The sequence below is a fragment of the Marinovum sp. 2_MG-2023 genome, from assembly GCF_030548265.1.
Classification (GTDB): domain Bacteria; phylum Pseudomonadota; class Alphaproteobacteria; order Rhodobacterales; family Rhodobacteraceae; genus Marinovum.
The window spans coordinates 148,224-172,144 of the sequence record NZ_JAUOSD010000001.1 but is presented as its reverse complement, the minus strand read 5'-3'; the positions used below and the strand labels follow the sequence as shown (position 1 = coordinate 172,144).

Genomic DNA, 23,921 nt, shown 5'->3' with positions numbered 1-23,921 from the left:
GGTCGATTTCAGATCGCGATCACATCCAGCGGCGGAAAGCCGTTGAAACCAACGCTGGCATAGGTCGAGGTATAGGCCCCGCAGGCCCGGATCATCACACGGTCACCGGCGCGCAGGCCAACCGGCAATTGCACCGGCTGTTTTTCATACAACACATCGGCGCTGTCACAGGACGGGCCGGCCAGAATGCAGGCGCCGGTTGTTTCATGATCGCGGTCGGTGACGAATTGATAGCGGATTGCTTCGCCTTCGGTTTCGGCCAGACCAGAGTAACGGCCAATGTCGAGATAGACCCAACGATGCAGATCGTTTTCGGATTTACGCGACACCAACAGGACCTCGGCCGCAATCATACCGGCCTCGGCCACCAGACCCCGGCCCGGTTCCGCCATGATTTCCGGCACGTCGCCAAACCGCTCTTGCACCAACCGCATGACTTCGGCGGCATAGAGCGCCGGTGCGTCGATTTCCTTGCCATAAAAGGCCGGGAAACCACCGCCGATGTTCAGCAGGGTCAGCTCGTGACCTTCGGTCTTTGCCGCGTGCCAGACCGCCGCAACCTGATCAAGGATCGGTGCCCACATCGCGGCGCGACGGGTTTGCGACCCGACATGGAACGACAGACCAACCGGGTTCAACCCATGTGCCTTGGCATCCGAAATCAGCGCCAGCGCCTTGTCACGCGCAGAGCCGAACTTGCGGGTCAGCGGCCATTCCGCTTCGGTCGCCTCGACAATGATCCGCAGATAGACACGCGCGCCGGGCGCATTTTCGGCAATCTTTTCAATCTCTTCTTCGGCATCCACCGCGAACAGGTCAATACCGACGCTATGCGCCCAAGCAATGTCAGATGCGCGTTTGATGGTGTTGCCAAACGACAGCTGATCCGGGCGTGCACCGGCATCCAGGCACATTTGCAGCTCGACCCGCGACGCCGCGTCAAAGTTCGACCCCAGCTCGCGCAGGGTGCGCAGGATTTCCGGGGCCGGGTTGGCCTTGACCGCATAATGGATGCGCGCACGGCCCAGACCTTGTGACAGGGCGGCGTATTGGCGGGCCACGGCCTGGGTGTCGATCACCAGGGTCGGACGGGCAAAGATATTGTCACGGATGAAGGCTTCGGTGCGGGAAAAATCGCTGCCGGATACAACAGCGGCATCGCAGGCCGAAAGCCCGGTTACATATGCGTTCATGGTCATCTCCAAAAGACTCGGCCATTCCGGTTTTCCGGCTCAGACCGCTCAGTTCCAAGGGAGACGTTACCGTCGCTACGTAACCGCGTGGGTGCTTGCCCACCTCGACAGAGGCGCGTGCGTTGGCGTCTTGAAGCCGCATATGAGGTTATTCGCGGATTCGATCAAGCCCAAAAATCATGCCAACAAAAGAAATTTTGCGGCTTTCACCTAAGGCTTTGTTCGCATGCAATTTTTTGGGGATTCCCGATCGCTGCCCGGGGTTTTTGCGCCACAATACGCACAGGTCCAAACCACCTGCCCGTTTTCCCTGCCCCGTCGCCAGCGGCAATTGCGCGTCGCCGGGCGGGAAAAGATCATCACCAGCACAAAGGCGATCAGCAGGCCGACGAACACAATCAAGGGTCAGGCCGACCGTCATGTTGCGGCACCGGGGTATTGGGATCCTCTAGGATCAATTTAGATAGAAAGGCGATCTTTTCCGCATCGCTCATTGTGCCCTGGGTCCAACCATCGCCGAATGCGCGTGAAACCTCCGGGTCTTTGGCGCGCAACTCAAATGCCTTGCAGAGGTTGCGCATTGCTTCGGCCACTTGCGAGGCAAAAACACTTTCCCCCATCGCCACACGATTGAGATAATGCATGCGGGCCGACAATGCGCGCCCCGCGGCAGCAAACGCCTCAGGCGAGTCGAAATTGATCAGATCATCGGAATCTTTGGTCATTACAGCCTTTTCACTTTCATGGCTTGGGGGCATTCCCGCCGATCAGAGCCATGCGATGCAAGCAATGTCAAAGCGTGGCAAGATGCCCGGCCAGCCCCAAAGCGAATCCCGCAACAGCCCCCAAAGGCGGGCCGCCAGAGCCGCCAAGTTTTGCCTGTGGTGCGACGTCCTGAAACAGCAGATAGAGGATGCCGCCCGACGCAAAGGCCATCACCCCGCCCAAAACAGCGGGCACATCCGCCAATACGAAAAACCCCATCGCCGCCGCCGCCGGTCCGACCGGCACCATCAGAGCAAACAGTAACAACAGCTTTTTGCGGCTGGCATGGCCGGCGGCGATCATCTCGCGGTAGGCCGAGAAGCCTTCGGGCACGTTTTGCAGGGCGATCAATCCGGCGGTCAGCATCGCCACATCGGCCCGCCCAACGACCAAAGCGCCCAGCGCCATGGCCTCGGGCACGTAATCCAGCATCATCGCCAGAAACTGCGCCCCGCCGCCGCCCATGCGCGACAGCATGGCATCGACGCCGTAAAACACCAGCCCACCCGCCAGAAACAGCCCCATCAACGGAACCGCGGACAGCCGGTCAATGGCCTCCGGCAACAGCACAAAAGCAATGGCAGAAAACAGCGCGCCGCCACCAAAGGCGGCGACCGTATGGGTCGCCCGATCCTGCCACTGTGGCCTCAGCCGATCTTCGAGCGCGGCCAAAACCGCCCCGAACGGGATGCTTGCCCCGGCCAGCGCTGCAAGGATCAGACCGGCGACGATACCCTCCACCGGGCCGCCCCCGAACGATTAAACCGTGCGATCCACGATCATTTTCTTGATTTCGGCAATCGCCAGCGCCGGGTTCAACCCCTTGGGACAGGTCTTGGCGCAGTTCATGATGGTGTGGCACCGGTAGAGCTTGAACGGATCTTCGAGCTCATCCAAACGCTCGCCCGTGGCTTCGTCGCGGCTGTCGATGATCCAGCGATAGGCATGCAACAGCGCTGCGGGTCCGAGATAGCGATCGCCATTCCACCAGTAAGACGGACAGGACGTCGAACAGGACGCGCACATCACGCATTCATAGAGACCATCAAGCTTCTTGCGGTCTTCGATCGACTGTTTCCATTCCTTGGCCGGGCGGTTGGTCTTGGTTTCCAGCCACGGCATGATGGACGCGTGTTGCGCATAGAAATGCGTCAGGTCGGGGATCAGATCCTTGACCACCGGCATATGCGGCAGCGGATAGATCTTCACGTCGCCCTTCACCTCGTCCAGACCATAGATACAGGCCAGCGTGTTGATGCCGTCGATGTTCATCGCGCAGGACCCGCAAATGCCTTCGCGGCAGGAGCGGCGGAAGGTCAAGGTCGGATCAATCTCGTTCTTGATCTTGATCAGCGCGTCCAGGATCATCGGCCCGCATTTGTCCATATCCAGGAAATAGGTGTCGACCGATGGCTGTTTGCCGTCATCCGGGTTCCAGCGGTAGATCTGGAACTGGCGCACGTTGGTCGCGCCCTCGGGCTTGGGCCATGTCTTGCCCTTGGTGATGCGGGAATTCTTGGGAAGGGTCAGTTGTACCATGTCGTTGCTCCTATTGCAGCAAGGCGCTGACACCATTGGTCAGCAGGCATTGGAGGGTCTCGGGTTTGCGCGCAATCCCGGTGATGATTTCCCAGGTCGAGGCGGTCGGCCCGGTCACGGCATCCGCCGCAAGCGTCAGGATCTGCTGGGAACTGGCATTGTCGATGATGCAGTTGGTATAGGGTTCGACCGGCACACCAGGAAGGCGTTCTGTCGCGGAACGCGCGACCACCGATTTCGCCGCGTTACGCGCCAGCAAATCCTGCGAGGCAGGCGTGCAGGCCGCCAGCGACAGGGCAGCCACCGCAACGCATATGATGGATCGCGTGCCGAACATTCAGTGCCCCGGACAGATCAAAGTGCCGCGCTGCATGACGCCAAGGCCCATGACACAGCCATAAGGGACATAAGGCGCAGCATGCTGCACCTCTGCCTGGACATAGACCTCGGGTGCGGGCGCGATATATTGCGCTTCATCCGCCACGTAGGATTTTGAACCCTCGTCCCCGGTCCAGCCCTTTTCGCCATAATATTCCTGCGCCATGGCCGGTGCCGCACAGAAGGCCAGCGCCACCAGAGAGGCACGTTTGATCAGCGGCATCAGAACGTCCTTTCTTTCGGGGCGATCCGTTTGAGCGAAATGCCGCCTTCGGCTTCGGTCGACAATGGATCGGTGACCACCGGGCGGAAACTCAGATCGACCTTGTTGCCGTCAATGCGGCTGATGGTGTGCACACGCCATTTGTCGTCGTCACGCTTGGGGAAATCCTCATGCGCATGTGCGCCGCGACTTTCCTCACGCGCTTCGGCGCCAACGATGGTGGCCAGTGCGTTGGGCATCAGGTTGGTCAGCTCCAGCGTTTCCATCAGATCCGAGTTCCAGACCAGCGACGTATCCGTCACTTTCAGATCGTCCAGCTTGGCGGCGATGGCGGTCATCTTCTCGACGCCTTCGGCCATTGTCTTGGCGGTGCGGAAAACAGCGGCATCGGCCTGCATGGTTTTCTGCATTTCCAGACGCAGCTCTGCGGTGGGAATGCCGCCTTTGGCATTGCGCAGCCCGTCAAAGCGGTCGAACGCCTTGTCGATCTGGCTCTTGGGGGCGGTTGGCACGGCGCTTTCGGCGTCGACAACCTTACCCGCACGGATCGCAGCGGCGCGGCCAAAGACCACAAGGTCGATCAGAGAGTTCGACCCGAGGCGGTTGGCCCCGTGCACCGAGGCGCAACCGGCTTCGCCCACGGCCATCAGGCCCGGTACGATGCGGTTCGGATCATCGGCAGTGGGGTTCAGAACCTCACCCCAATAGTTGGTTGGAATGCCGCCCATGTTATAGTGCACGGTCGGCAGAACCGGGATCGGTTCCTTGGTGACATCCACACCGGCGAAAATGCGCGCGCTTTCCGAAATACCGGGCAGACGTTCGGCCAATGCCTCGGGTGGCAGATGCGACAGGTTCAGGTGGATGTGATCACCTTCGTCACCGACACCGCGACCTTCGCGGATCTCCATCGTCATCGAGCGCGAAACATAATCGCGCGGGGCAAGATCCTTGTACTGGGGCGCATAACGCTCCATGAACCGCTCGCCTTCGGAGTTGGTCAGGAACCCACCCTCGCCGCGTGCGCCCTCGGTGATCAAACAACCAGAGCCATAGATGCCGGTCGGGTGGAATTGCACGAACTCCATATCCTGCATCGGCAACCCTGCCCGTGCGACCATGCCGCCACCGTCGCCGGTGCAGGTATGGGCAGACGTAGCCGAGAAATAGGCGCGGCCATAGCCGCCGGTGGCCAGCACCACGGTCTTGGCGTTGAAGACATGCATGGTGCCGTCGTCGAGCTTCCAGCAGAGCACGCCCTGACAGGAGCCATCATCGGCCATCAACAGGTCGATGGCAAAATATTCGACGTAGAATTCCGCCTGTTGCTTCAGCGACTGGCCATAAAGCGTGTGCAGGATGGCGTGGCCGGTGCGGTCAGCAGCGGCGCAGGTCCGTTGCACGGCGGGGCCTTCGCCGAATTCGGTGGTATGGCCGCCAAAGGGGCGCTGATAGATCTTGCCCTCTTCGGTGCGGGAAAACGGCACGCCATAGTGTTCCAGCTCGTAAACCGCCTTGGGCGCTTCGCGGGCGAGGTATTCCATCGCGTCGGTATCGCCAAGCCAGTCGGAACCTTTGACCGTGTCATACATATGCCACTGCCAGTGGTCCGGCCCCATGTTCGACAGCGAGGCCGCGATGCCGCCCTGTGCTGCCACGGTATGCGACCGCGTCGGGAAAACCTTGGTCACGCAAGCGGTGCGCAGACCCTGTTCCGCCATGCCCAGCGTCGCGCGCAGACCGGCACCGCCAGCCCCCACAACCACGACGTCATAATCATGCGTCTCGTAGGAATATTCAGCCATTGTCAGCTCCGGTCTCTTAAAGCGCGATCTTGACGACGGCGTAAACGCCGGTCGCAGCCGCAGCATAACTCAAACAGATCACCCCGATAATCAGGGCCTGGCCCAATGTGCCGTGCACATAGTCCTCGATCATTACCCGTGCGCCATCCTTGAAGTGCATGAAGCCGACGACGATGGTCAGGATCGCGACGATGGCGGGGAATGGCCGGGAATAGGCGGCGATGACCTCTTCATAGGTGCCGCCAAGGATAGAGCCGAAGGAAAAAACGAAAAGCGGAACCAGGATCATCAATGCGATCGAGGACACCTTCATCGACCAGAAATGATCAACGCCGGTCTTGGCGCTGCCACGGCCTACGGCGCGTTTGCGGTCAGTCAGAAATGCCATGTGTCAGCCCCCTCAGACGATGATGATTGTAAGGATGGTCAGGATCGCCGACCCATAGATGATGCCCCAGCCAAGCTTGTCGGCGACGGCAACATCAAGGCATTTGCCCTGATCCCAGATCAGATGGCGCACACCGGCCAGCGAATGGAACCACAAGGCCCAGACCGATCCGAACATGATCAGATCGCCGACATAGCTGGTCACGATCCAATCAACGGTGGCGAAATAGTCCGGTCCACTTGCCGCAGCCAGAAGCCACCACACCACCAGAAGCGCGCCCAGAAGCAGCGCATTGCCGGTGATCCGGGTGAGGATCGAGGTCACGGAGTTCAGCTGAAACCTGTAATACTTGCCCAGCATAAAGGGCGAGAGCGGTCGGTTGCCGCGATTTACATCGGCCATGGCATATCCTTTCGGTTCACTTGCCTCCTTTGATAGTGATTTTTACGCGTCTGTCACGCGCCGCACCGCCGCATAGAGGCGGTTTTTTGACTCAATCGGCGGTTTTTCCACATTTGTGATCACAGCTGCAAAGCCAGTGATCACAAAATCCCGACACTGAGTCGGCATTGCCGACTCAGCTTGTTTCTGCGGGCCAAAATCCCGCCTAAAACAGTCGGGAATTTGTTAGCGATCACGAAACCCCGCCAATGTGATCACATTGGCATCAGCGCCCAATAATCCAGATCCAGCAGCACATGCGGCAGATATTTGCCGTCCTCACCCCGGAGCGTGAATGCCTCGCCGCCGGATGTCGCAACCAGACGCAGACGGATTGCGCCAACGCCCGGCGCAGATGTTTCGGCCTTGTCCAGAACCTCGGACCAGGCTTTGACCGTCAGGCCGGAGAAACACGGATTGGCATGGGCGCCGCCATTCAGACCCACAATCATCTGCGCATTGGCCAGCCCGTTAAAGGACAACGCCCGCGCCATGGAAATGATATGGCCGCCATAGATCAGCCGCTGGCCGTCTGGTCGGAAAGTGGCGTCGAAATGCACCTTGGCGGTGTTCTGCCACAGCCGGGTGGCGAGCATATGTTCTGCCTCTTCGATGGTTACGCCATCCACGTGGTCAATGACCTCGCCAATGTCATAATCGCCCCAGCGATGCGGCTCTCCGGCCAGTGCAAAATCGTAAGCGCTGAAATCCAGCCCCGCCGGGATCATCAGATCAGAAGCAGGAATGACCTTTTGCAGATCCGGGATCACCGTGTCCGGCGCAGGCGCATCAAGATCGCCTTTGCGTACCATGACCCAACGGACATAATCCATCACCACTTCGTCACGCTGGTTCAGACCACGGGTGCGCACATAGACCACACCGCTTTTGCCGTTGGAGTTCTGCTTGAGGCCAATCACCTCGGATTCAGAACGCAGGGTATCGCCGGGATAGACCGGCAGCCGCCAGTTGCCCTCGGCATAGCCGAGGTTGGCCACCGCATTCAGCGAAATATCAGGCACCGATTTGCCAAACACCACATGAAACGCCGCCAGATCATCAATCGGCGCCGCCGCCAGACCAGAAGCGCGAGCAAATTCATCAGAAGAATACAGCGCATGCCGGGCGGGATAGAGCGCATGATAAAGCGCGCGTTCGCCGCCGGAAATCGTGCGCGGCACCGCATGGGGGATCACCTCTCCCAGCGTGTAATCCTCGAAGAACCGGCCCGGATTGGTCTTGGCCATTCACTGCGCTCCCAATTTCATGTCGGGGGTATAGGTGCCGTCGGCCTCTTTGGTGACGGCCTGACCACAGCGCATCACGCCATTGGCATGGTCATAGGCATAGGTCGGCGACCCATGCAGAACCCAACCCTTGTTCAGGGCCTCGGTGACTTTGTGGCAAAAGGCGGATGTGTCATCCGCAGACAGAAAACGATAAAGTTTCATGATCTCATCATCCAAAGGGTGATGGGCCAACCAGCCCGTGAATAAAACCGATCACCCCGAACAGGATGACGGAAATGGCGGCAAACATCCCGTCCTTGGCATAACTTCCGCCGGCGGGGGCGGTCCAATTGGGTTCTGCCCGGTTGATCACCGCCATCTGCACCACGGCCCACACCAGCAATCCGCCAAACAGAATGACCGAGGCCAGATCGCCATTGACCAACAAATGCGCGATTGCCCAAAGACTGAACCCGATCAACATCGGATGGCGCATACCAGAGAGAAGACGCCCCTTCTTGGGCGCCGGTGACGTCATGAACAGCGCGGCAAGCACCAACAGATAGTTCACATGGCGCGCCCAATCCGGCGGGAACCACACGTCAATGAACGGCGCGGCGCGGTAGCCCAGAACCATCAAAACGACAGAGACAACAATCGCCAGCGCAACAAAGCCCTTGCCCTTGTCGCCCAGTGCGGCGCGGCGCTCTGGCGATATGCGTTTAAAGAAATGCGCCAGCACCCAGAGGGCGAGGCCGAGAATCAGGACAAACATTGGCTTACTCCGATGAAAGGGCGGCTATCATCTCGGCTTTTGCCAGAGTTTCCCGTGCGGTGGCAACGTGAAGGTTTTCAACAATGCGCCCGTCGACCACGGCAACCCCCTGCCCTTTGGCCTCGGCCTCTTCAAAAGCGGCGATCTGACGCCCGGCCAGGTCGACCTCGGCCTCGGACGGGGCAAAGGCCGCATTGGCGATGTCGACCTGCGCCGGATGGATCAGCGTCTTGCCATCCATGCCCATGTCACGCCCCTGTTCGCATTCCGCGCGCAGGCCTGCGTCATCCTTGAACGCATTATATACACCATCCACAATCACCACCCCATGCGCCTTGGCCGCCAACAGGCACAGCCCAAGCGACGTCATCATCGGCAGGCGATCCGCCCGGAACCGGCATTGCAGATCCTTGGCCAGATCATTGGTGCCCATGACAAACCCGGCCAGCTTTGGATGTGCGGCGATTTCAGCGGCATTCAGCATCCCCAGTGGCGATTCCATCATCGCCCAGATCGGCAGGTCGCCGGTGATGTCCGCCAGAGCATCAAGATCAGCGGCGGAATTCACCTTGGGCAGCAACACCGCATCAGGGGCCATATCCGCAACCGCGCGGGCATCGTCAGCCCCCCATTCGGTGTCCAGCCCGTTGATCCGCACGATTTTCATGCGCTGGCCATAGCCGCCCTGACCCAGCGCCGCCGCCAGTGTGGCACGCGCATTGACCTTTTCCTCTACCGCAACCGCATCTTCGAGATCAAAAATGATCGCATCGACAGCCAAAGTGCGGGCCTTGGCCAACGCCCGGTCCTTGGAACCGGGAATATAGAGAACAGAACGATAGGGGCGCGCGCGCATATCCATGGGTCGGATCCTTCTGAAAACGTGCCATTTGCTGGCCCGCTTAATTCGCCGTGTAACATTGTTGCGCGAATAAGGGGCATTAATTTGCAAAAAGTTCAAGACCGAAATCGCCGCGGCGCAGCAAAAACCGGGCGCAACACCCATCGTACGCCCGGTTTACCCAGGAATTAATCCTTTTGCGGCACGGTATCCTCAGGGCTGACCAACAGGGTTCGCCCAATTTCCAGGCACTGGCCGATGCGGCCACATCCAATGGAGGGTTAGTTATGAGGAATTTTCGGGACATGGTTCTGGCACTTGGGGCCGGCACGCTGGTGTTGGCGGCCACACAGGTACAGGCGCAAACTCAGGTACAATCTCAGGCACAAATTCAGGTGCAAAACTCACAGAGCCAAAACCAGCTGGAGGTCCAAGGCCAACGCCCCGTCGGCCAGAATTGCGCACCACGGCCAAAAGTCATCGCACGGCTGGCGGAAAAATACGGTGAGACCCGGCAATCCATCGGCCTGGGCAGTCAAAACGCCGTGGTCGAGGTGTTTGCCTCTCAGGAAACCGGCAGCTGGACGATCATCGTCACCATGGCCAACGGCGTCACCTGTTTGCTGGCTTCTGGGCAAGCCTTTGAAACCCTGGCGGAAACACTTCCGGTGGCGGGCAAGGACGCCTGACCCGTGAATGGCGGTCACGTGATCCGACCGTGACCCGTTGTCTTCGTTTTCGTTCAGGCCGATTTCAATCCGGCCCCATCAGTACAGCGCATCCCAGATCAGTTTGACCCCGGTGCACGACAGCAAGATGTAGGTCAGAGTGAAAAACACCTGCTGCGGGATCATGTGATGCGCCTTGACGCCGAGCCATGCGCCAAACAACGCCGCCGGTGCGAGATAGAGATCGGCGGTAAAGGTCTGTAGCGTAAAGATTCCAAGGAAGCTGTACGGCACGAATTTCAGCAGATTGATGGCCCAGAATACAAGCACCGTCGTCGCCTGATACGGGGTCTTGTCGAGATTTCGACCCAGCAGATACACCGCCGCAGGCGGGCCGCCCGCGTGGCTGACAAAACTGGTGAACCCCGCGACCAAACCGGCCCAATATCCCCCACGCGCCGGCATCCCGTTCTGGCCCAGCCTGATCCAGCCCAGTTTCACGCTGACCTGCCAAATCACAAAGACAATTGAAATCAGGCCGATCAGGAACCGGATCATGTCGTCATTGGTGACCTGATAAAGCGCGGCGCCCAACGCCACCCCCGGCAGCGCCCCAAGCATCAACCGGCGCGCTTCTGGCCAGGACCAGCGTTTCCAATAGGGCCGCAGACTGGCGACATCGACCAGCATCAAAAGCGGCAGCATGATGCCCAATGCCAGCCCCGGCGGCAGCACAATTGCCAGAATCGAAGAGCTTGCAAAAGCGGCACCAGAGCCGAATCCGGACTTTGACATGCCTGCAAAAGCGACAGCGGGCAATGCAATCGCGAAAAATCCCGGTGTAAATTCCAACATCCAAATGCTGCCTAACTGCCCTAGTTCTTGGGTCTTTAGCGTTAACTTGGCACGCCTGCCAGTCCCGCCACCGTGACACGCCGCAGCGCGGCGCACTTGCGTCGGGACCAAAAGAGCACTACCCAAATTGCCAATTCCAACCCTGACCGGAGAAAATTCCATGGCCAGACCCAAGATTGCCCTTATCGGCGCGGGACAAATCGGTGGCACCCTTGCTCATCTCGTCGCGCTCAAGGAATTGGGCGATGTCGTCCTGTTTGACATTGCAGAAGGCACACCCGAAGGCAAAGCGCTCGACATTGCGGAATCCGGGCCTTCAGAAGGCTTTGACGCCACACTGAAAGGCACCCAGGATTACGCCGACATCGCTGGCGCAGATGTTTGCATCGTGACCGCCGGCGTGCCGCGCAAGCCGGGCATGTCGCGTGATGACCTGCTGGGTATCAACCTGAAGGTCATGAAATCCGTCGGCGAAGGCATCCGCGACAACTGCCCCGACGCATTCGTGATCTGCATCACCAACCCGCTGGATGCGATGGTCTGGGCGCTGCGCGAATTTTCCGGCCTGCCCCATGCCAAGGTTTGCGGCATGGCCGGCGTGCTGGACAGCGCGCGGTTCCGTCACTTCCTCGCGTCGGAATTCGACGTGTCGATGAAAGACGTCACAGCCTTTGTTCTGGGCGGCCACGGCGACACCATGGTGCCGTCGGTGCGGTATTCCACCGTTGCGGGTATCCCGCTGCCCGATCTGGTTGCGATGGGCTGGACCACGCAGGAAAAACTGGACGCCATCGTTCAGCGGACCCGTGATGGCGGTGCGGAAATCGTTGGCCTGTTGAAAACCGGCTCGGCGTTCTATGCCCCGGCGACCAGCGCGATCGAAATGGCCGAAGCCTATCTGAAAGATCAGAAACGCGTTCTGCCCTGCGCGGCATATTGCGACGGCGAATTCGGCCTGAACGGCATGTATGTCGGCGTGCCCACCGTGATTGGCGCGGGTGGCATCGAAAAGATCGTCAACATCAAGCTCAACAAAGAAGAGCAAGAGATGTTTGATACCTCGATCAAGGCCGTCAAAGGTCTGGTCGAAGCCTGCAAGGGTATCGACAGCTCGCTGGCATAAGCGACTGCACCGACAAGTATTGGAAGGGGCGTCCGGTTTCGGGCGCCTTTTCTTTTGGGGTCAGGGGGCTTGCCAAGCGGCACGACAGATCCCGCAACAGAAACCGGGTTTGGCGGCCTTTGCCGGGATCGCAAAACCCCGCTTTTTCCCGCGATTTCGTGTCAAGTGATTCGCTTTGCCGATAGCATCTGACCACCTGCCACAAATTTTGTGATCACAGCAGAAAATCGTGTGATCACAAATGTCGGAATTTCGGCGCTAACACCGTTCTGTGGCAAATTACCGTTTAGCTACGTCACCCCATTATGCCAAAGGTGGTGCAATTGCAGCAAGACGGGACAGATGATCCATGAACATTCATGAGTATCAGGCGAAGGCACTGCTTCGCTCTTACGGCGCACCGGTTTCTGACGGGCGGGTCGTACTGAAAGCGGAAGAAGCCAAGACCAAGGCTAGCGAAATGGACGGCCCATTGTGGGTGGTCAAGGCCCAGATCCACGCAGGTGGACGCGGCAAAGGCTCTTTCAAAGAAGAGAGCGCCGGCGAAAAGGGCGGTGTGCGTCTGACCAAATCGGCGCAGGAAGCTTCGGAAGAAGCGAAAAAGATGCTGGGCCGCACATTGGTCACGCATCAGACCGGCCCGGCGGGCAAACAGGTCAACCGCATCTACATCGAAGACGGTTCGGGCATTGAAACCGAATTGTACCTCGCCCTGCTGGTGGATCGCCAGACCGGCCGCGTGTCGTTTGTCTGCTCGACCGAGGGCGGCATGGACATCGAAGAGGTCGCCGCATCGACCCCGGAAAAAATCCTCAGCTTCTCGGTTGATCCGGCCACCGGTTACCAGGCGTTCCACGGCCGCCGCATCGCTTTTTCGCTGGGTCTGACCGGCAAGCAGGTCAAGCAATGCGTTGTGCTGATGGGTCAGCTGTACCAGGCCTTCATCGAAAAAGACATGGAGATGCTGGAAATCAACCCGCTGATCGTGACCGATGGCGGTGATCTGAAAGTGCTCGATGCCAAGATCAGCTTTGACGGCAACGCGATCTATCGCCACCCCGACATCGCCGAACTGCGCGACACCACCGAAGAAGATTCCAAAGAGCTTGAGGCGTCCAAGTACGACCTGAACTACATCGCTCTGGACGGTGAAATCGGCTGTATGGTGAACGGCGCGGGCCTGGCCATGGCAACCATGGACATCATCAAACTCTACGGTGCAGAGCCTGCCAACTTCCTTGACGTGGGCGGCGGCGCAACCAAAGAGAAAGTGACCGAAGCGTTCAAGATCATCACGAGCGATCCGCAGGTCAAAGGCATTCTGGTGAACATCTTCGGCGGCATCATGCGCTGTGACGTCATCGCCGAGGGCGTGATCGCCGCAGTGAAAGAGGTCGGTCTGAAAGTGCCACTGGTTGTGCGTCTGGAAGGTACCAACGTTGAACAGGGCAAGGCGATCATCAACAATTCCGATGTGGATGTGATTGCCGCTGACGACCTGAAAGACGGTGCCGAGAAGATCGTGAAAGCGGTCAAAGGCTGACGCCGAAGGGTGCGCACTCATTGCGCGCCTATCCCCGGAATTCTGGTGCGCAATGAATGCGCACCCAACGTGATAAATTCAGGAGACTCCGAAAATGGCAGTCCTCGTAGACGAAAACACCAAAGTGATCTGTCAGGGCCTTACCGGCTCGCAGGGCACATTCCACACCGAACAGGCCATCGCCTATGGCACCAAGATGGTTGGCGGCGTGACCCCCGGCAAAGGTGGGCAAACCCATCTTGACCTGCCGGTCTTCAACTCGGTGCATGAAGCAATGCATGTGACCGAGGCCAATGCGAGCGTGATCTATGTTCCGCCGCCCTTTGCCGCGGACTCGATCCTCGAAGCGATTGACGCGGAAATGCCGCTGATCGTCTGCATCACCGAAGGCATCCCGGTGCTTGACATGATGAAGGTGCAGCGCGCTCTGGAAGGCAGCAAATCCCGCCTGATCGGCCCGAACTGCCCCGGTGTCATCACGCCGGATGCCTGCAAAATCGGCATCATGCCCGGCCATATCCACAAACGTGGCACCTGTGGCGTTGTCAGCCGCTCCGGCACCTTGACATACGAAGCCGTGAAGCAAACCTCGGACCTGGGTCTTGGCCAGTCTTCGGCGGTCGGCATCGGTGGCGACCCGATCAAGGGCACCGAGCATATCGACGTGCTGGAAATGTTCCTGGCCGATGACGAAACCCAGTCGATCATCATGATCGGTGAAATCGGTGGCTCTGCCGAAGAAGAAGCGGCACAGTTCCTGGCCGATGAAAAGAAAAAAGGCCGCTGGAAACCGACCGCGGGCTTTATTGCCGGGCGCACCGCCCCTCCGGGCCGTCGCATGGGCCATGCCGGCGCGATTGTGGCCGGCGGCAAAGGCGGCGCAGAAGACAAGATCGAAGCCATGCGCGCCGCAGGCATCGTCGTCGCCGACAGCCCGGCAACGCTGGGTGAAGCGGTCAAGGAAGCCATCGACAAGGGCTAGGCCCCTGTTCAAACGGCCAAAATATCCTAAGGTAAGGCGGGGTTATCCCCGCCCTACCCATTGAATGACAACCGGTTCACGTCCGCCAAAGGTGCCAAGATGACCGACCAAAGCCCCAACGACCTTTTCCACGCCTCCAGCTTCATGCAGGGGCACAATGCGGAATATCTGGAACAGATATACGCCCGCTATGCCAATGATCCCACTTCGGTTGATCAGGCCTGGCAGGAGTTTTTCCATCAGTTGGGCGATGCGGACCTCGACGTCAAGAAAGAGGCACAGGGCCCCAGCTGGGCACGTGCCGATTGGCCGCCGGTGCCCGGCGATGACCTGACAAGCGCGCTGACCGGCGAATGGCCAGCCCCGCCGCCGGAAGAAACAAAATCGGCGGGCAAGAAGATTGCCGCCAAGGCCAGCGAAAAAGGCATCGAGCTGACCGATAACCAGATCCAGCGCGCGGTGTTGGATTCGATCCGGGCGCTGATGCTGATCCGGGCCTATCGGATCCGGGGCCATCTGGCCGCCGATCTTGATCCTCTGGGCCTGCGCGAAGAGACATCCCATCCCGAGCTTGACCCCAAAACCTATGGTTTTACCGGCGCGGACATGGACCGGCCGATTTTCATCGACAACGTTCTGGGGCTGCAAATCGCCTCGATGCGTCAGATCGTGGAAATCGTCAAACGCACCTATTGCGGCACTTTCGCGCTGCAATACATGCATATTTCCGATCCCGAACAATCAGCATGGCTGAAAGAACGGATCGAAGGCTACGGCAAGGAAGTGAAGTTCAGCCGTGAAGGCCGCAAAGCCATTCTGAACAAGATGGTCGAAGCCGAGGGTTTTGAAAAATTCCTGCATGTCAAATACATGGGCACCAAGCGCTTCGGCCTTGATGGCGGCGAGAGCCTTATTCCCGCGATGGAACAGATCATCAAACGCGGCGGCGCGCTTGGGGTGCAGGAAATCGTGATCGGCATGCCGCACCGTGGACGTCTGTCGGTGCTGGCCAATGTGATGAACAAACCCTATCGGGCGATTTTCAACGAATTTCAGGGCGGCAGCTTCAAACCTGAAAGCGTCGATGGCTCTGGCGATGTGAAATACCACCTCGGGGCCTCCAGTGACCGGGAATTCGACGGCAATACCGTGCACCTGTCGCTGACCGCCAACCCCAGCCACCTCGAGGCGGTGAACCCGGTGGTTCTGGGCAAGGCCCGCGCCAAACAGGACCAGAAAAAAGATTTCGAGCACAAGACCGTCATCCCTGTGCTTCTGCATGGCGATGCGGCCTTTGCCGGTCAGGGTGTGGTCGCGGAATGTTTCGCCCTGTCGGGCCTGCGAGGTCACAAGACCGGCGGCACGATCCATGTGGTGGTCAACAACCAGATCGGCTTTACCACGGCGCCGCATTTCTCGCGCTCGTCGCCCTATCCGACCGACAATGCATTGGTGGTGGAAGCGCCGATTTTCCACGTCAACGGGGACGATCCCGAGGCCGTGGTCCACGCCGCCAAGGTCGCAACAGAGTTCCGTCAGAAGTTCGCCAAGGACGTGGTGATCGACATTTTCTGCTACCGCCGGTTTGGTCACAACGAGGGCGATGAACCGATGTTCACCAACCCCGTGATGTACAAAAAGATCAAAGGCCACAAAACCACGCTGTCGCTTTATACCGAACGTCTGGTCAAGGATGGCCTGATCCCCGAAGGCGAAATCGAGGATATGAAAGCCGCGTTTCAGGCCCACCTGAACGAGGAATTCGAGGTCGGCAAGGATTACAAACCCAACAAGGCCGACTGGCTGGATGGGCGTTGGTCCCATCTTGATCGCCAAAGCGACGACGACTACCAGCGCGGCGAAACCGCGATCAAGCCCGAGACATTTGACGAGGTCACCACCGCATTGACACGGGTGCCGGATGGATTTCCGCTGCACAAAACGGTGGGCCGTATCCTGGAAGCCAAGAAGAAGATGGCAGAAACCGGCAAAGGCTTTGACTGGGCCACAGCCGAGGCGCTGGCCTTTGGCTCGCTTGTCACCGAAGGTATCCCGGTACGACTGTCGGGCCAGGATTCCGCGCGCGGCACGTTTTCGCAGCGTCACTCGGCGATCATCAATCAAAACACCGAAGAGCGTTACTATCCGCTCAACAACATCCGCGAAGGTCAGGCTCGTTTCGATGTCATCGACAGCGCCCTGTCGGAATATGCGGTCAGCGGGTTCGAATATGGCTACACATTGGCCGAACCCAACGCGCTGGTGATGTGGGAGGCCCAGTTCGGCGATTTCGCCAACGGTGCCCAGATCATGTTCGACCAGTTCATCTCTTCCGGCGAAAGCAAATGGCTGCGCATGTCCGGTCTTGTCTGCCTTCTGCCGCATGGCTTTGAAGGTCAGGGACCGGAACACTCCTCCGCACGGCTGGAACGCTTCCTGCAAATGTGTGGTCAAGACAACTGGATCGTGGCGAATTGCACCACCCCGGCCAATTACTTCCACATCCTGCGTCGCCAGATTCACCGCACCTTCCGCAAACCTCTGATCCTGATGACGCCGAAATCGCTTTTGCGTCACAAACTGGCGATCTCGGAAACCGAAGATTTCACCACCGGGTCAAGCTTCCACCGGGTGCTGTGGGATGATGCCGAAAAGGGCAATTCCGACACCACCCTGCAATCGGATGACAAGATCAAGCGCGTGGTGATGTGCTCTGGCAAGGTCTACTATGACCTGCTTGAGGAACGCGACGCCCGTGGCATCGACGATATCTATCTCTTGCGGTTCGAACAATTCTATCCCTTCCCGGCGATCTCTGCCGTCAAGGAACTGGAACGCTTCAAAGACGCCGAAATGATCTGGTGTCAGGAAGAGCCCAAGAACCAAGGCGCCTGGACCTTTATGGAACCAAACCTTGAATGGGTTCTCAACCGGATCAAAGCCACCCACAATCGCCCGATTTATGTCGGGCGCGCCGCCAGCGCCTCCCCGGCCACCGGCCTCGCCTCGCAACACAAAGCCCAACAAGCCGCCCTGATTGATCAGGCGCTGACGATCGAAGGAAAGTAAGTTATGGCAACCGAAGTACGCGTCCCCACACTCGGCGAATCCGTGACCGAGGCCACTGTCGCCACATGGTTCAAGAAACCCGGCGACACCGTCGCGGTTGACGAAATGCTGTGCGAATTGGAAACAGACAAGGTGACGGTCGAAGTGCCGTCGCCTGCGGCTGGCACCTTGGCGGATATTGTCGCGAACGAAGGCGAGACCGTGGGCGTTGACGCCCTGCTCGCCAATATCTCGGAAAGTGGCGAGGCCGCCGCACCCGCGCCTGCAAAAGCACCAGAGGCCGCAGCGGAAACCCCGGCCGATGCCGGCGGAAAATCCGTTGATGTCATGGTCCCGACCCTGGGCGAAAGCGTCACCGAGGCCACTGTGTCGACCTGGTTCAAAAAGGTTGGCGATACCGTGGCCCAGGACGAAATGCTCTGTGAGCTGGAAACCGACAAGGTCAGCGTCGAGGTTCCGGCCCCCGCCGGCGGCGTCCTCGCCGAAATCACGGCGCCCGAAGGCACCACCGTCGATGCCACCGCCAAACTCGCGGTGATCTCCTCCGAAGGTGGCATTGTCACACCCAGCGAAGCAGACATGCACCCCGCCGCCGCCCCGGCCGCAACCGGCAAAGACGTCGAAGACGCCCCTGCCGCGAAAAAAGCCATGGCCGAAGCGGGCCTGTCGCGCGATCAGGTCCAGGGATCGGGCCGGGATGGCCGCGTGATGAAGGAAGACGTGGCCCGTGCCGTGGCCGCCGCCACCTCTGCGCCCACAGCCGCTGCGGCCCCTGCCGCCGCACCACGCGCGCCGGTCGCAGCCGAGGATTCGGCCCGCGAAGAACGGGTCAAGATGACCCGCCTGCGCCAGACCATCGCCCGCCGTCTGAAAGACGCGCAAAACGCCGCCGCGATCCTGACCACCTATAACGAGGTCGACATGACCGAGGTCATGGCGCTGCGGAATGAGTACAAGGATCTGTTCCTGAAGAAACACGGCGTGAAGCTCGGCTTTATGTCCTTCTTCACCAAGGCCTGCTGCCATGCATTGAACGAAGTGCCTGAGGTCAACGCCGAAATCGACGGCACCGACATCGTGTACAAAAACTTTGTCCACATGGGTATCGCGGCTGGCACGCCGCAGGGCCTCGTCGTTCCGGTCATCCGCGACGCCGACCAAATGTCCTTTGCCGACATCGAAAAGGCGATCGCCGAAAAAGGCAAACGCGCCCGCGATGGCAAGCTGTCGATGGCGGAAATGCAGGGCGGCACCTTCACGATTTCGAACGGCGGCGTCTATGGCTCGCTGATGTCCTCGCCGATCCTCAACCCGCCGCAATCCGGCATCCTCGGCATGCACAAGATCCAGGACCGCCCAATGGCGATCAACGGCAAGGTCGAAATCCGCCCGATGATGTACCTCGCCCTGTCCTACGATCACCGCATCGTCGACGGCAAAGGCGCGGTGACCTTCCTTGTCCGCGTCAAGGAAGCGCTGGAAGACCCGCGCCGGTTGCTGATGGATCTGTAACAGCAAATTACGCCACCCAATGGGGTGCGCAGTCGCTGCGCACCCTACCCCAAAGGCGGACACAATGACCCCCGAACTCACCGCCCTCACCCTCGCCGCATTGCTCCAGATCGGCCAGATCGTCCTTATGGCGGTCCCGGCCAACCTCGAGCTTGGCAGCGGCAAAACCCTGTCGCCCCGCGACCGGGACCGGCTGGGCGGGTCGTTGGAAGATCAGATGAGCCTGCGCACCGCCCGCCTCTGGCGCGCGATGAACAACCACTTCGAAAGCCTGCTGCTCTTCGCCATCGCCACCCTCATCGTCACCTTCGCCGACAAGGGCAGCGCCGTGACCGCCGCCGCCTGCGGCCTCTACCTGCTGGCCCGCATCCTCTACATCCCGGCCTACGCCTTCGGCTGGGTGCCCTGGCGCAGCATCTTCTGGGCGCTCGGCCTGCTCTCCATTCTCATCCTGCTCGGCGCGGCCCTCCTATGACCGCAGCCCACTCTTTCATCTGGCCAAAAATATCCCGGGGGACGTCGCCAAAGGCGACGGGGGGCTGGCCCCCCTCCCCGTTCTCAAGAAAGGACCATCCCAATGGCAAGCTATGACGTCATCATCATCGGTGCAGGCCCCGGCGGATACGTCGCGGCCATCCGCTGCGCACAACTGGGGCTGAAAACCGCCTGTGTCGAAGGCCGCGAAACGCTCGGCGGCACCTGCCTAAACATCGGCTGCATCCCGTCCAAGGCGCTGCTGCATGCCAGCCACCAGCTGCATGAGGCAGAGCACAACTTTGCCAAGATGGGCCTCAAAGGCAAATCGCCCTCCGTCGACTGGCCCCAGATGCTGTCCTACAAGGACGATGTGATCGGCCAGAACACCAAAGGCGTCGAATTCCTGTTCAAGAAGAACAAGGTCGACTGGCTCAAGGGCTGGGGCTCGATCCCCGAGGCCGGCAAGGTCAAGGTCGGCGACGAGATCCACGAAGCCAAGAACATCATCATCGCCTCCGGCTCTGAGCCGTCGCCGGTGCCGGGCGCAGATGTGACCGTGGATGAAAAGGTTGTTGTCACCTCCACCGGCGCGCTGGAACTGGGCAAGGTGCCAAAGAAACTGGTCGTGATCGGCGCAGGCGTGATCGGGCTGGAAATGGGCTCTGTCTATGCCCGCCTCGGCTCTGAGGTGCAGGTGATCGAATTCCTCGATCACATCACCCCCGGCATGGACAGTGACGTACAGAAGCAGTTCAAGAAAATGCTTGAAAAGCAGGGGCTGAAATTCACCCTCGGCGCAGCTGTGCAAAAGGTCGAGGCAACGAAAACCAAGGCCAAGGTCACCTACAAGCTCCGCAAGGACGACAGCGAAGAGACCATTGATGCCGATGTGGTGCTCTGCGCCACCGGTCGCCGACCCTTCACCGATGGTCTGGGGCTTGAGGCCCTGGGTATTGAGACCTCCAAGGGCGGTCAGGTCAAGGTCGACGGCCAATGGCAGACCAACGTCAAAGGCATCTATGCCATTGGCGACGCCATCGAAGGCCCGATGCTGGCGCATAAGGCCGAAGACGAAGGCATGGCCTGTGCCGAGGTGCTGGCCGGTAAACATGGCCATGTGAACTATGGCGTGATCCCCGGCGTGATCTACACCCACCCCGAGGTGGCCACGGTCGGCAAGACCGAGGACCAGCTCAAGGAAGAAGGCCGCGCCTACAAGGTTGGCAAGTTTTCCTTTATGGGCAACGGGCGCGCCAAGGCGATCTTTGCCGGTGACGGTTTTGTCAAACTGCTGGCCGACAAGGACACCGACCGCATTCTGGGCTGCCACATCATCGGCCCGGCAGCGGGTGATCTGATCCACGAGATCTGTGTGGCGATGGAATTCGGCGCCTCTGCCGAAGACGTGGCGCTGACCTGCCACGCGCATCCGACCTTCTCCGAAGCCGTGCGCGAAGCCGCGCTGGCCTGTGGCGACGGCGCGATCCACATGTAATCGACATATCGTCAATCTGGCCGGTGGCATCGCAATGATGCCATCGGCCGCCCAAAAGCTATGGATAGCTTTTGCAATTTCCATCCATGGAAATGCGCCCGCCGGAACCTCTCAGATCCGAAACTCTCAGGCCGGAAACTCTCAGGCCGGAAATTCTCAGACCAGACCCTCTCTGCCCCCAAGCTCAGGACGGAGGTACGTCACCCGTCTTGGCGCGTTTTCTGTCGCGGCGTTTCTCGGTCGGGAAATCGCTGAACCCCGCTTCCAGCATCAGCGCCTGCGACGCCGCTTCAACCCGGTCTTCCAGCTCGATCATGAAATCCGCCCGATCAATGCCCGGTGCAATTGGGTCAAGAAATTCCACCACCGCCAACCCCGGCTTGCGCAGAATGCCCGTGCGAGGCCAGAACACACCGACATTGGTCGCCACAGGCACCGCAGCCTGGCCCAATTCGGCATAAAGCACATGGCTGCCCACCTTGTACGGCAGATAAGCGCCGGGGCCGACCCGCGTGCCCTGGGGGTAAATGACCAATTGGCCGGGATTGGCCAGCCCCGCCGCCACATCGGAAACCATCTTCTGGATCGCGGCGCCGCGTTTGCCACGCGCCACCGGCACACAGCCGATGCGTTTGGCGTATTGGCCGATCACCGGGGTATAGAGCAGTTCTTGTTTCATGATGAACTTGGCACGCGGCAACGCGTGATAGATCATGATGATATCGAGAAAGGATTGATGTTTGGCCGCGACCAGGACTTCGCCAGAGGGCACTGTGCCACGCACCTCGCAACGCAAGCCAAGCATGATCCGCGCGGTCCACATCACCCACCGGCAATAGGTTTTACAGGCCAGCACCGCGCCGTTCCGGCTTAGCAGCGCATAAGGCAGGAACACGATCCCCATCAGGGCCATCATCAGGTACATTTGCACCACAAAGACCAGCGACATCACGAATTGCATTATCTCAGCCCCTCCAGCACCCGCAACGCCGCCCAGCGCGTGGCGGCAAAAGCAACGATGGCGGCCAAAACAGGCACCAGCAGCGGCCACAGCCAATGCAAGCCCTGAAACCGCAACCCGGTCAGGATATTCGCCTCGGCATTGGCCGAGGGCAGCAACAGCACCGCGACCAGGCCAACCAGCATGCCAATCGTCGCGCCCGAAGCCGCGCGCAGGGTGAACCGGCGCACAAAGGCCCGTGCGATATAGGCATCCGTCGCCCCCACCAAACGCAAGACCTGGATCACCTGCGAATTGGCCGCCAGGGCCGCATTGGCCGCCAGCGTGATCATCGCACCCATCGCGCCAAAGATCAGCAGGATCGCCATCCATCCCAGAAATTTCAGCCGCCCCGCTGCCTGAACCAGCGGTTTGCGCCAACGGGTGTGGTCATCCAGCACCGCGCCCGGCAGTTCCGCCTGAAGCCGCAGTCGCAGACCGTCGCGATCATAGCCGGCACCTGTCTCGCGCACTTCGATCAACTGCGGCACTGGCAGGCTCTCGACCGGTAGGTCAGGGCCGAACCAGGGTTCCAGCAGCGCGCGTTGTTCATCCGGGTCAAGCGCACGCGCCTCGGACACGCCGGGGGTTTCCGACAGGATTTTCAATGCCCGCTCGGTCTGGGCCGCCATCTGGGCCGCGGGGGCAGAGATCCGCAATGTGGCTGATCCGGCAAGCGCGTCCCGCCAATTGCCGGCCAGACGCCCCGAAGCCAGCGACAAGGCCAGCGCAAAAACCGCAAGAAAGGCCATCGCCCCCGCCGTGAACAGGGTCAGGCGCGCGGTAAACCCGGTCGGCGGCACCACCCTGTCCGCACCGGCGTCGACCGACAGAAGCGACGTGATAATCGACAGGTCCACCTTCACAGATCTGCCCCCGCCAGCTGAAGCTTGCGTCCCGAAATGCGCAACACACGCGCCTGCACATGGCTTTTCGCGGCACGAATCAGGCTGAGGTCATGGGTGGCGATCATGATCGTCTTGCCCATCTTGTTCAATTCGACCAGTAATTGCAGCAGACGCTGCGACATTTCCCAGTCGACATTGCCGGTGGGTTCATCCGCCAGGATGACATCCGGCGACAGGATCAGCGCCCGCGCCAGCGCGGCACGTTGGCGTTCCCCGCCCGACAATTCCGGCGGCAACGCCCCGGCCCGTGCGGACAACCCGACCCAGGTCATCAATTCCTTCAGGTTGGATTGCGCCGCCAATTTGTCCTGTCCGGTGACGGCCAGCGGCAGGGAAATGTTCTCTGCCAGCGACAGATGATCCAGAAACTGGCAATCCTGATGCACAACGCCAATCCGCCGCCGGGCATAGGCCACCTCGTCCCGGCTCAGACTGCGCACATCACGATTGAACAACCGGGCCTGACCGCCGGTCGGCACAAGCGCGCCGTAGCACAATTTCAAAAAGGTGGTTTTGCCCGCGCCCGACGGTCCGGTCAGAAAGTGAAAGGACCCCGGCGCCAAACGCAGCGAAATATCAGTCAGCAATTCGCCGCCACCGTAGCTATAGGCCACTTCATCAAGCTCGATCACGCTGCGCACTGCCCCCGAAAACATGCTGTTGCACTTTGGATGACCTGTATTGCATCAGCAATGGTCTGGTTGCAATCCGC

Annotated in this window: 26 protein-coding genes; 8 read left to right on the top strand and 18 right to left on the bottom strand. The window is 59.9% G+C overall.

What is annotated here, in order from left to right:
* Window positions 1-8: 8 nt before the first annotated feature.
* The 14 genes from Q4577_RS00895 to Q4577_RS00830 form a co-directional block, all read right to left on the bottom strand.
* Entirely contained in the window at window positions 9-1,193 is a 1,185-nt protein-coding gene (locus Q4577_RS00895; RefSeq protein WP_303467164.1) for a type III PLP-dependent enzyme, read from the bottom strand.
* A gap of 148 nt (window positions 1,194-1,341) precedes the next feature.
* Complete coding sequence (locus Q4577_RS00890) at window positions 1,342-1,614, bottom strand: hypothetical protein (protein WP_303467166.1); 273 nt, start codon at window positions 1,612-1,614, stop codon at window positions 1,342-1,344.
* Window positions 1,592-1,918, bottom strand: coding sequence for a hypothetical protein (locus Q4577_RS00885; protein WP_244685838.1), 327 nt, complete (start codon window positions 1,916-1,918; stop codon window positions 1,592-1,594). The genes Q4577_RS00890 and Q4577_RS00885 overlap by 23 nt, the downstream gene beginning before the upstream one ends.
* Window positions 1,919-1,985: 67 nt before the next feature.
* Window positions 1,986-2,699 (bottom strand): ZIP family metal transporter, encoded by a 714-nt coding sequence (locus Q4577_RS00880; RefSeq protein ID WP_303467169.1) that lies wholly within the window; start codon window positions 2,697-2,699, stop codon window positions 1,986-1,988.
* An 18-nt stretch (window positions 2,700-2,717) separates the two neighbouring features.
* Window positions 2,718-3,497, bottom strand: coding sequence for a succinate dehydrogenase iron-sulfur subunit (locus Q4577_RS00875; protein ID WP_244685834.1), 780 nt, complete (start codon window positions 3,495-3,497; stop codon window positions 2,718-2,720).
* A 10-nt stretch (window positions 3,498-3,507) separates the two neighbouring features.
* The gene (locus Q4577_RS00870; protein WP_303467173.1) at window positions 3,508-3,834 is read right to left on the bottom strand and encodes a hypothetical protein; all 327 of its coding nucleotides are present in this window, start codon (window positions 3,832-3,834) and stop codon (window positions 3,508-3,510) included.
* Window positions 3,835-4,098, bottom strand: a complete 264-nt coding sequence (locus Q4577_RS00865) for a hypothetical protein (protein ID WP_303467175.1) — start codon at window positions 4,096-4,098, stop codon at window positions 3,835-3,837. It abuts the gene before it with no gap.
* Window positions 4,098-5,903 (bottom strand): succinate dehydrogenase flavoprotein subunit, encoded by a 1,806-nt coding sequence (sdhA, locus tag Q4577_RS00860; RefSeq protein ID WP_244685826.1) that lies wholly within the window; start codon window positions 5,901-5,903, stop codon window positions 4,098-4,100. The genes Q4577_RS00865 and sdhA overlap by 1 nt, the downstream gene beginning before the upstream one ends.
* A 16-nt stretch (window positions 5,904-5,919) precedes the next feature.
* Window positions 5,920-6,291 carry a succinate dehydrogenase, hydrophobic membrane anchor protein gene (sdhD, locus tag Q4577_RS00855; RefSeq protein ID WP_244685824.1) on the bottom strand — a complete coding sequence of 124 codons (372 nt, stop codon included), beginning with the start codon at window positions 6,289-6,291 and terminating at the stop codon, window positions 5,920-5,922.
* 12 nt (window positions 6,292-6,303) lie between these two features.
* Complete coding sequence (gene sdhC, locus Q4577_RS00850; RefSeq protein ID WP_244685822.1) at window positions 6,304-6,693, bottom strand: succinate dehydrogenase, cytochrome b556 subunit; 390 nt, start codon at window positions 6,691-6,693, stop codon at window positions 6,304-6,306.
* Window positions 6,694-6,947: 254 nt separating this feature from the next.
* Window positions 6,948-7,979, bottom strand: coding sequence for a MaoC family dehydratase (locus tag Q4577_RS00845; RefSeq protein WP_303467178.1), 1,032 nt, complete (start codon window positions 7,977-7,979; stop codon window positions 6,948-6,950).
* On the bottom strand, window positions 7,980-8,183 hold the full coding sequence (locus Q4577_RS00840) for a DUF1737 domain-containing protein (RefSeq protein WP_244685817.1): 204 nt from the start codon (window positions 8,181-8,183) through the stop codon (window positions 7,980-7,982).
* A 7-nt stretch (window positions 8,184-8,190) separates the two neighbouring features.
* Window positions 8,191-8,736, bottom strand: coding sequence for an NnrU family protein (locus Q4577_RS00835; RefSeq protein WP_303467181.1), 546 nt, complete (start codon window positions 8,734-8,736; stop codon window positions 8,191-8,193).
* A gap of 4 nt (window positions 8,737-8,740) precedes the next feature.
* Window positions 8,741-9,598: a CoA ester lyase gene (locus Q4577_RS00830; RefSeq protein WP_303467184.1), complete on the bottom strand. Its 858-nt coding sequence runs from the start codon at window positions 9,596-9,598 to the stop codon at window positions 8,741-8,743.
* 401 nt (window positions 9,599-9,999) lie between these two features.
* Between Q4577_RS00830 and Q4577_RS00825 the strand changes: the two genes are divergently transcribed.
* Window positions 10,000-10,266 (top strand): hypothetical protein, encoded by a 267-nt coding sequence (locus Q4577_RS00825; RefSeq protein ID WP_303467470.1) that lies wholly within the window; start codon window positions 10,000-10,002, stop codon window positions 10,264-10,266.
* Between the two features lie 78 nt (window positions 10,267-10,344).
* Here the strand turns inward: Q4577_RS00825 and Q4577_RS00820 are convergent, their stop codons facing one another.
* Complete coding sequence (locus tag Q4577_RS00820) at window positions 10,345-11,100, bottom strand: sulfite exporter TauE/SafE family protein (protein WP_303467186.1); 756 nt, start codon at window positions 11,098-11,100, stop codon at window positions 10,345-10,347.
* A 160-nt stretch (window positions 11,101-11,260) separates the two neighbouring features.
* On the opposite strand from Q4577_RS00820, the gene mdh reads away from it, so the two are divergent.
* The 7 genes from mdh to lpdA all read left to right on the top strand — a co-directional run bounded on the left by mdh (window position 11,261) and on the right by lpdA (window position 21,301).
* Window positions 11,261-12,223, top strand: a complete 963-nt coding sequence (gene mdh, locus Q4577_RS00815) for a malate dehydrogenase (RefSeq protein ID WP_244685809.1) — start codon at window positions 11,261-11,263, stop codon at window positions 12,221-12,223.
* A 349-nt stretch (window positions 12,224-12,572) separates the two neighbouring features.
* Entirely contained in the window at window positions 12,573-13,766 is a 1,194-nt protein-coding gene (gene sucC, locus Q4577_RS00810; protein ID WP_303467192.1) for an ADP-forming succinate--CoA ligase subunit beta, read from the top strand.
* A 94-nt stretch (window positions 13,767-13,860) separates the two neighbouring features.
* Window positions 13,861-14,748, top strand: coding sequence for a succinate--CoA ligase subunit alpha (gene sucD / locus Q4577_RS00805; RefSeq protein WP_244685805.1), 888 nt, complete (start codon window positions 13,861-13,863; stop codon window positions 14,746-14,748).
* Between the two features lie 99 nt (window positions 14,749-14,847).
* A complete protein-coding gene (locus Q4577_RS00800; RefSeq protein ID WP_303467194.1) occupies window positions 14,848-17,817 on the top strand; it encodes a 2-oxoglutarate dehydrogenase E1 component in 2,970 nt (989 codons plus the stop codon).
* Between the two features lie 3 nt (window positions 17,818-17,820).
* Window positions 17,821-19,329 (top strand): 2-oxoglutarate dehydrogenase complex dihydrolipoyllysine-residue succinyltransferase, encoded by a 1,509-nt coding sequence (odhB, locus tag Q4577_RS00795; protein WP_303467197.1) that lies wholly within the window; start codon window positions 17,821-17,823, stop codon window positions 19,327-19,329.
* A 64-nt stretch (window positions 19,330-19,393) separates the two neighbouring features.
* Entirely contained in the window at window positions 19,394-19,804 is a 411-nt protein-coding gene (locus tag Q4577_RS00790) for an MAPEG family protein (protein WP_303467199.1), read from the top strand.
* Between the two features lie 102 nt (window positions 19,805-19,906).
* Window positions 19,907-21,301, top strand: a complete 1,395-nt coding sequence (gene lpdA / locus Q4577_RS00785; protein ID WP_303467201.1) for a dihydrolipoyl dehydrogenase — start codon at window positions 19,907-19,909, stop codon at window positions 21,299-21,301.
* A 184-nt stretch (window positions 21,302-21,485) separates the two neighbouring features.
* Here the strand turns inward: lpdA and Q4577_RS00780 are convergent, their stop codons facing one another.
* From Q4577_RS00780 to Q4577_RS00770, 3 genes are read right to left on the bottom strand one after another with little or no spacing between them, the layout of a single operon-like run.
* Window positions 21,486-22,262, bottom strand: a complete 777-nt coding sequence (locus Q4577_RS00780) for a 1-acyl-sn-glycerol-3-phosphate acyltransferase (protein ID WP_303467202.1) — start codon at window positions 22,260-22,262, stop codon at window positions 21,486-21,488.
* Window positions 22,262-23,167 (bottom strand): ABC transporter permease, encoded by a 906-nt coding sequence (locus tag Q4577_RS00775; RefSeq protein ID WP_303467203.1) that lies wholly within the window; start codon window positions 23,165-23,167, stop codon window positions 22,262-22,264. The genes Q4577_RS00780 and Q4577_RS00775 overlap by 1 nt, the downstream gene beginning before the upstream one ends.
* A complete protein-coding gene (locus Q4577_RS00770) occupies window positions 23,164-23,841 on the bottom strand; it encodes a cell division ATP-binding protein FtsE (RefSeq protein ID WP_244686348.1) in 678 nt (225 codons plus the stop codon). Before Q4577_RS00770 ends, Q4577_RS00775 begins: the two co-directional genes overlap by 4 nt.
* Window positions 23,842-23,921: the final 80 nt, after the last annotated feature.

Excerpts from the sequence above, each read along its gene's own strand:
- Q4577_RS00895 (WP_303467164.1), bottom strand. The coding sequence starts at position 1,193 with ATGAACGCATATGTAACCGGGCTTTCGGCCTGCGATGCCGCTGTTGTA.
- Q4577_RS00890 (WP_303467166.1), bottom strand. The coding sequence starts at position 1,614 with ATGACGGTCGGCCTGACCCTTGATTGTGTTCGTCGGCCTGCTGATCGC.
- Q4577_RS00885 (WP_244685838.1), bottom strand. The coding sequence starts at position 1,918 with ATGACCAAAGATTCCGATGATCTGATCAATTTCGACTCGCCTGAGGCG.
- Q4577_RS00875 (WP_244685834.1), bottom strand. The coding sequence starts at position 3,497 with ATGGTACAACTGACCCTTCCCAAGAATTCCCGCATCACCAAGGGCAAG.
- Q4577_RS00870 (WP_303467173.1), bottom strand. The coding sequence starts at position 3,834 with ATGTTCGGCACGCGATCCATCATATGCGTTGCGGTGGCTGCCCTGTCG.
- Q4577_RS00865 (WP_303467175.1), bottom strand. The coding sequence starts at position 4,098 with ATGCCGCTGATCAAACGTGCCTCTCTGGTGGCGCTGGCCTTCTGTGCG.
- sdhA (WP_244685826.1), bottom strand. The coding sequence starts at position 5,903 with ATGGCTGAATATTCCTACGAGACGCATGATTATGACGTCGTGGTTGTG.
- sdhD (WP_244685824.1), bottom strand. The coding sequence starts at position 6,291 with ATGGCATTTCTGACTGACCGCAAACGCGCCGTAGGCCGTGGCAGCGCC.
- sdhC (WP_244685822.1), bottom strand. The coding sequence starts at position 6,693 with ATGGCCGATGTAAATCGCGGCAACCGACCGCTCTCGCCCTTTATGCTG.
- Q4577_RS00845 (WP_303467178.1), bottom strand. The coding sequence starts at position 7,979 with ATGGCCAAGACCAATCCGGGCCGGTTCTTCGAGGATTACACGCTGGGA.
- Q4577_RS00840 (WP_244685817.1), bottom strand. The coding sequence starts at position 8,183 with ATGAAACTTTATCGTTTTCTGTCTGCGGATGACACATCCGCCTTTTGC.
- Q4577_RS00835 (WP_303467181.1), bottom strand. The coding sequence starts at position 8,736 with ATGTTTGTCCTGATTCTCGGCCTCGCCCTCTGGGTGCTGGCGCATTTC.
- Q4577_RS00830 (WP_303467184.1), bottom strand. The coding sequence starts at position 9,598 with ATGGATATGCGCGCGCGCCCCTATCGTTCTGTTCTCTATATTCCCGGT.
- Q4577_RS00820 (WP_303467186.1), bottom strand. The coding sequence starts at position 11,100 with ATGTTGGAATTTACACCGGGATTTTTCGCGATTGCATTGCCCGCTGTC.
- mdh (WP_244685809.1), top strand. The coding sequence starts at position 11,261 with ATGGCCAGACCCAAGATTGCCCTTATCGGCGCGGGACAAATCGGTGGC.
- sucC (WP_303467192.1), top strand. The coding sequence starts at position 12,573 with ATGAACATTCATGAGTATCAGGCGAAGGCACTGCTTCGCTCTTACGGC.
- sucD (WP_244685805.1), top strand. The coding sequence starts at position 13,861 with ATGGCAGTCCTCGTAGACGAAAACACCAAAGTGATCTGTCAGGGCCTT.
- Q4577_RS00800 (WP_303467194.1), top strand. The coding sequence starts at position 14,848 with ATGACCGACCAAAGCCCCAACGACCTTTTCCACGCCTCCAGCTTCATG.
- odhB (WP_303467197.1), top strand. The coding sequence starts at position 17,821 with ATGGCAACCGAAGTACGCGTCCCCACACTCGGCGAATCCGTGACCGAG.
- Q4577_RS00790 (WP_303467199.1), top strand. The coding sequence starts at position 19,394 with ATGACCCCCGAACTCACCGCCCTCACCCTCGCCGCATTGCTCCAGATC.
- lpdA (WP_303467201.1), top strand. The coding sequence starts at position 19,907 with ATGGCAAGCTATGACGTCATCATCATCGGTGCAGGCCCCGGCGGATAC.
- Q4577_RS00780 (WP_303467202.1), bottom strand. The coding sequence starts at position 22,262 with ATGCAATTCGTGATGTCGCTGGTCTTTGTGGTGCAAATGTACCTGATG.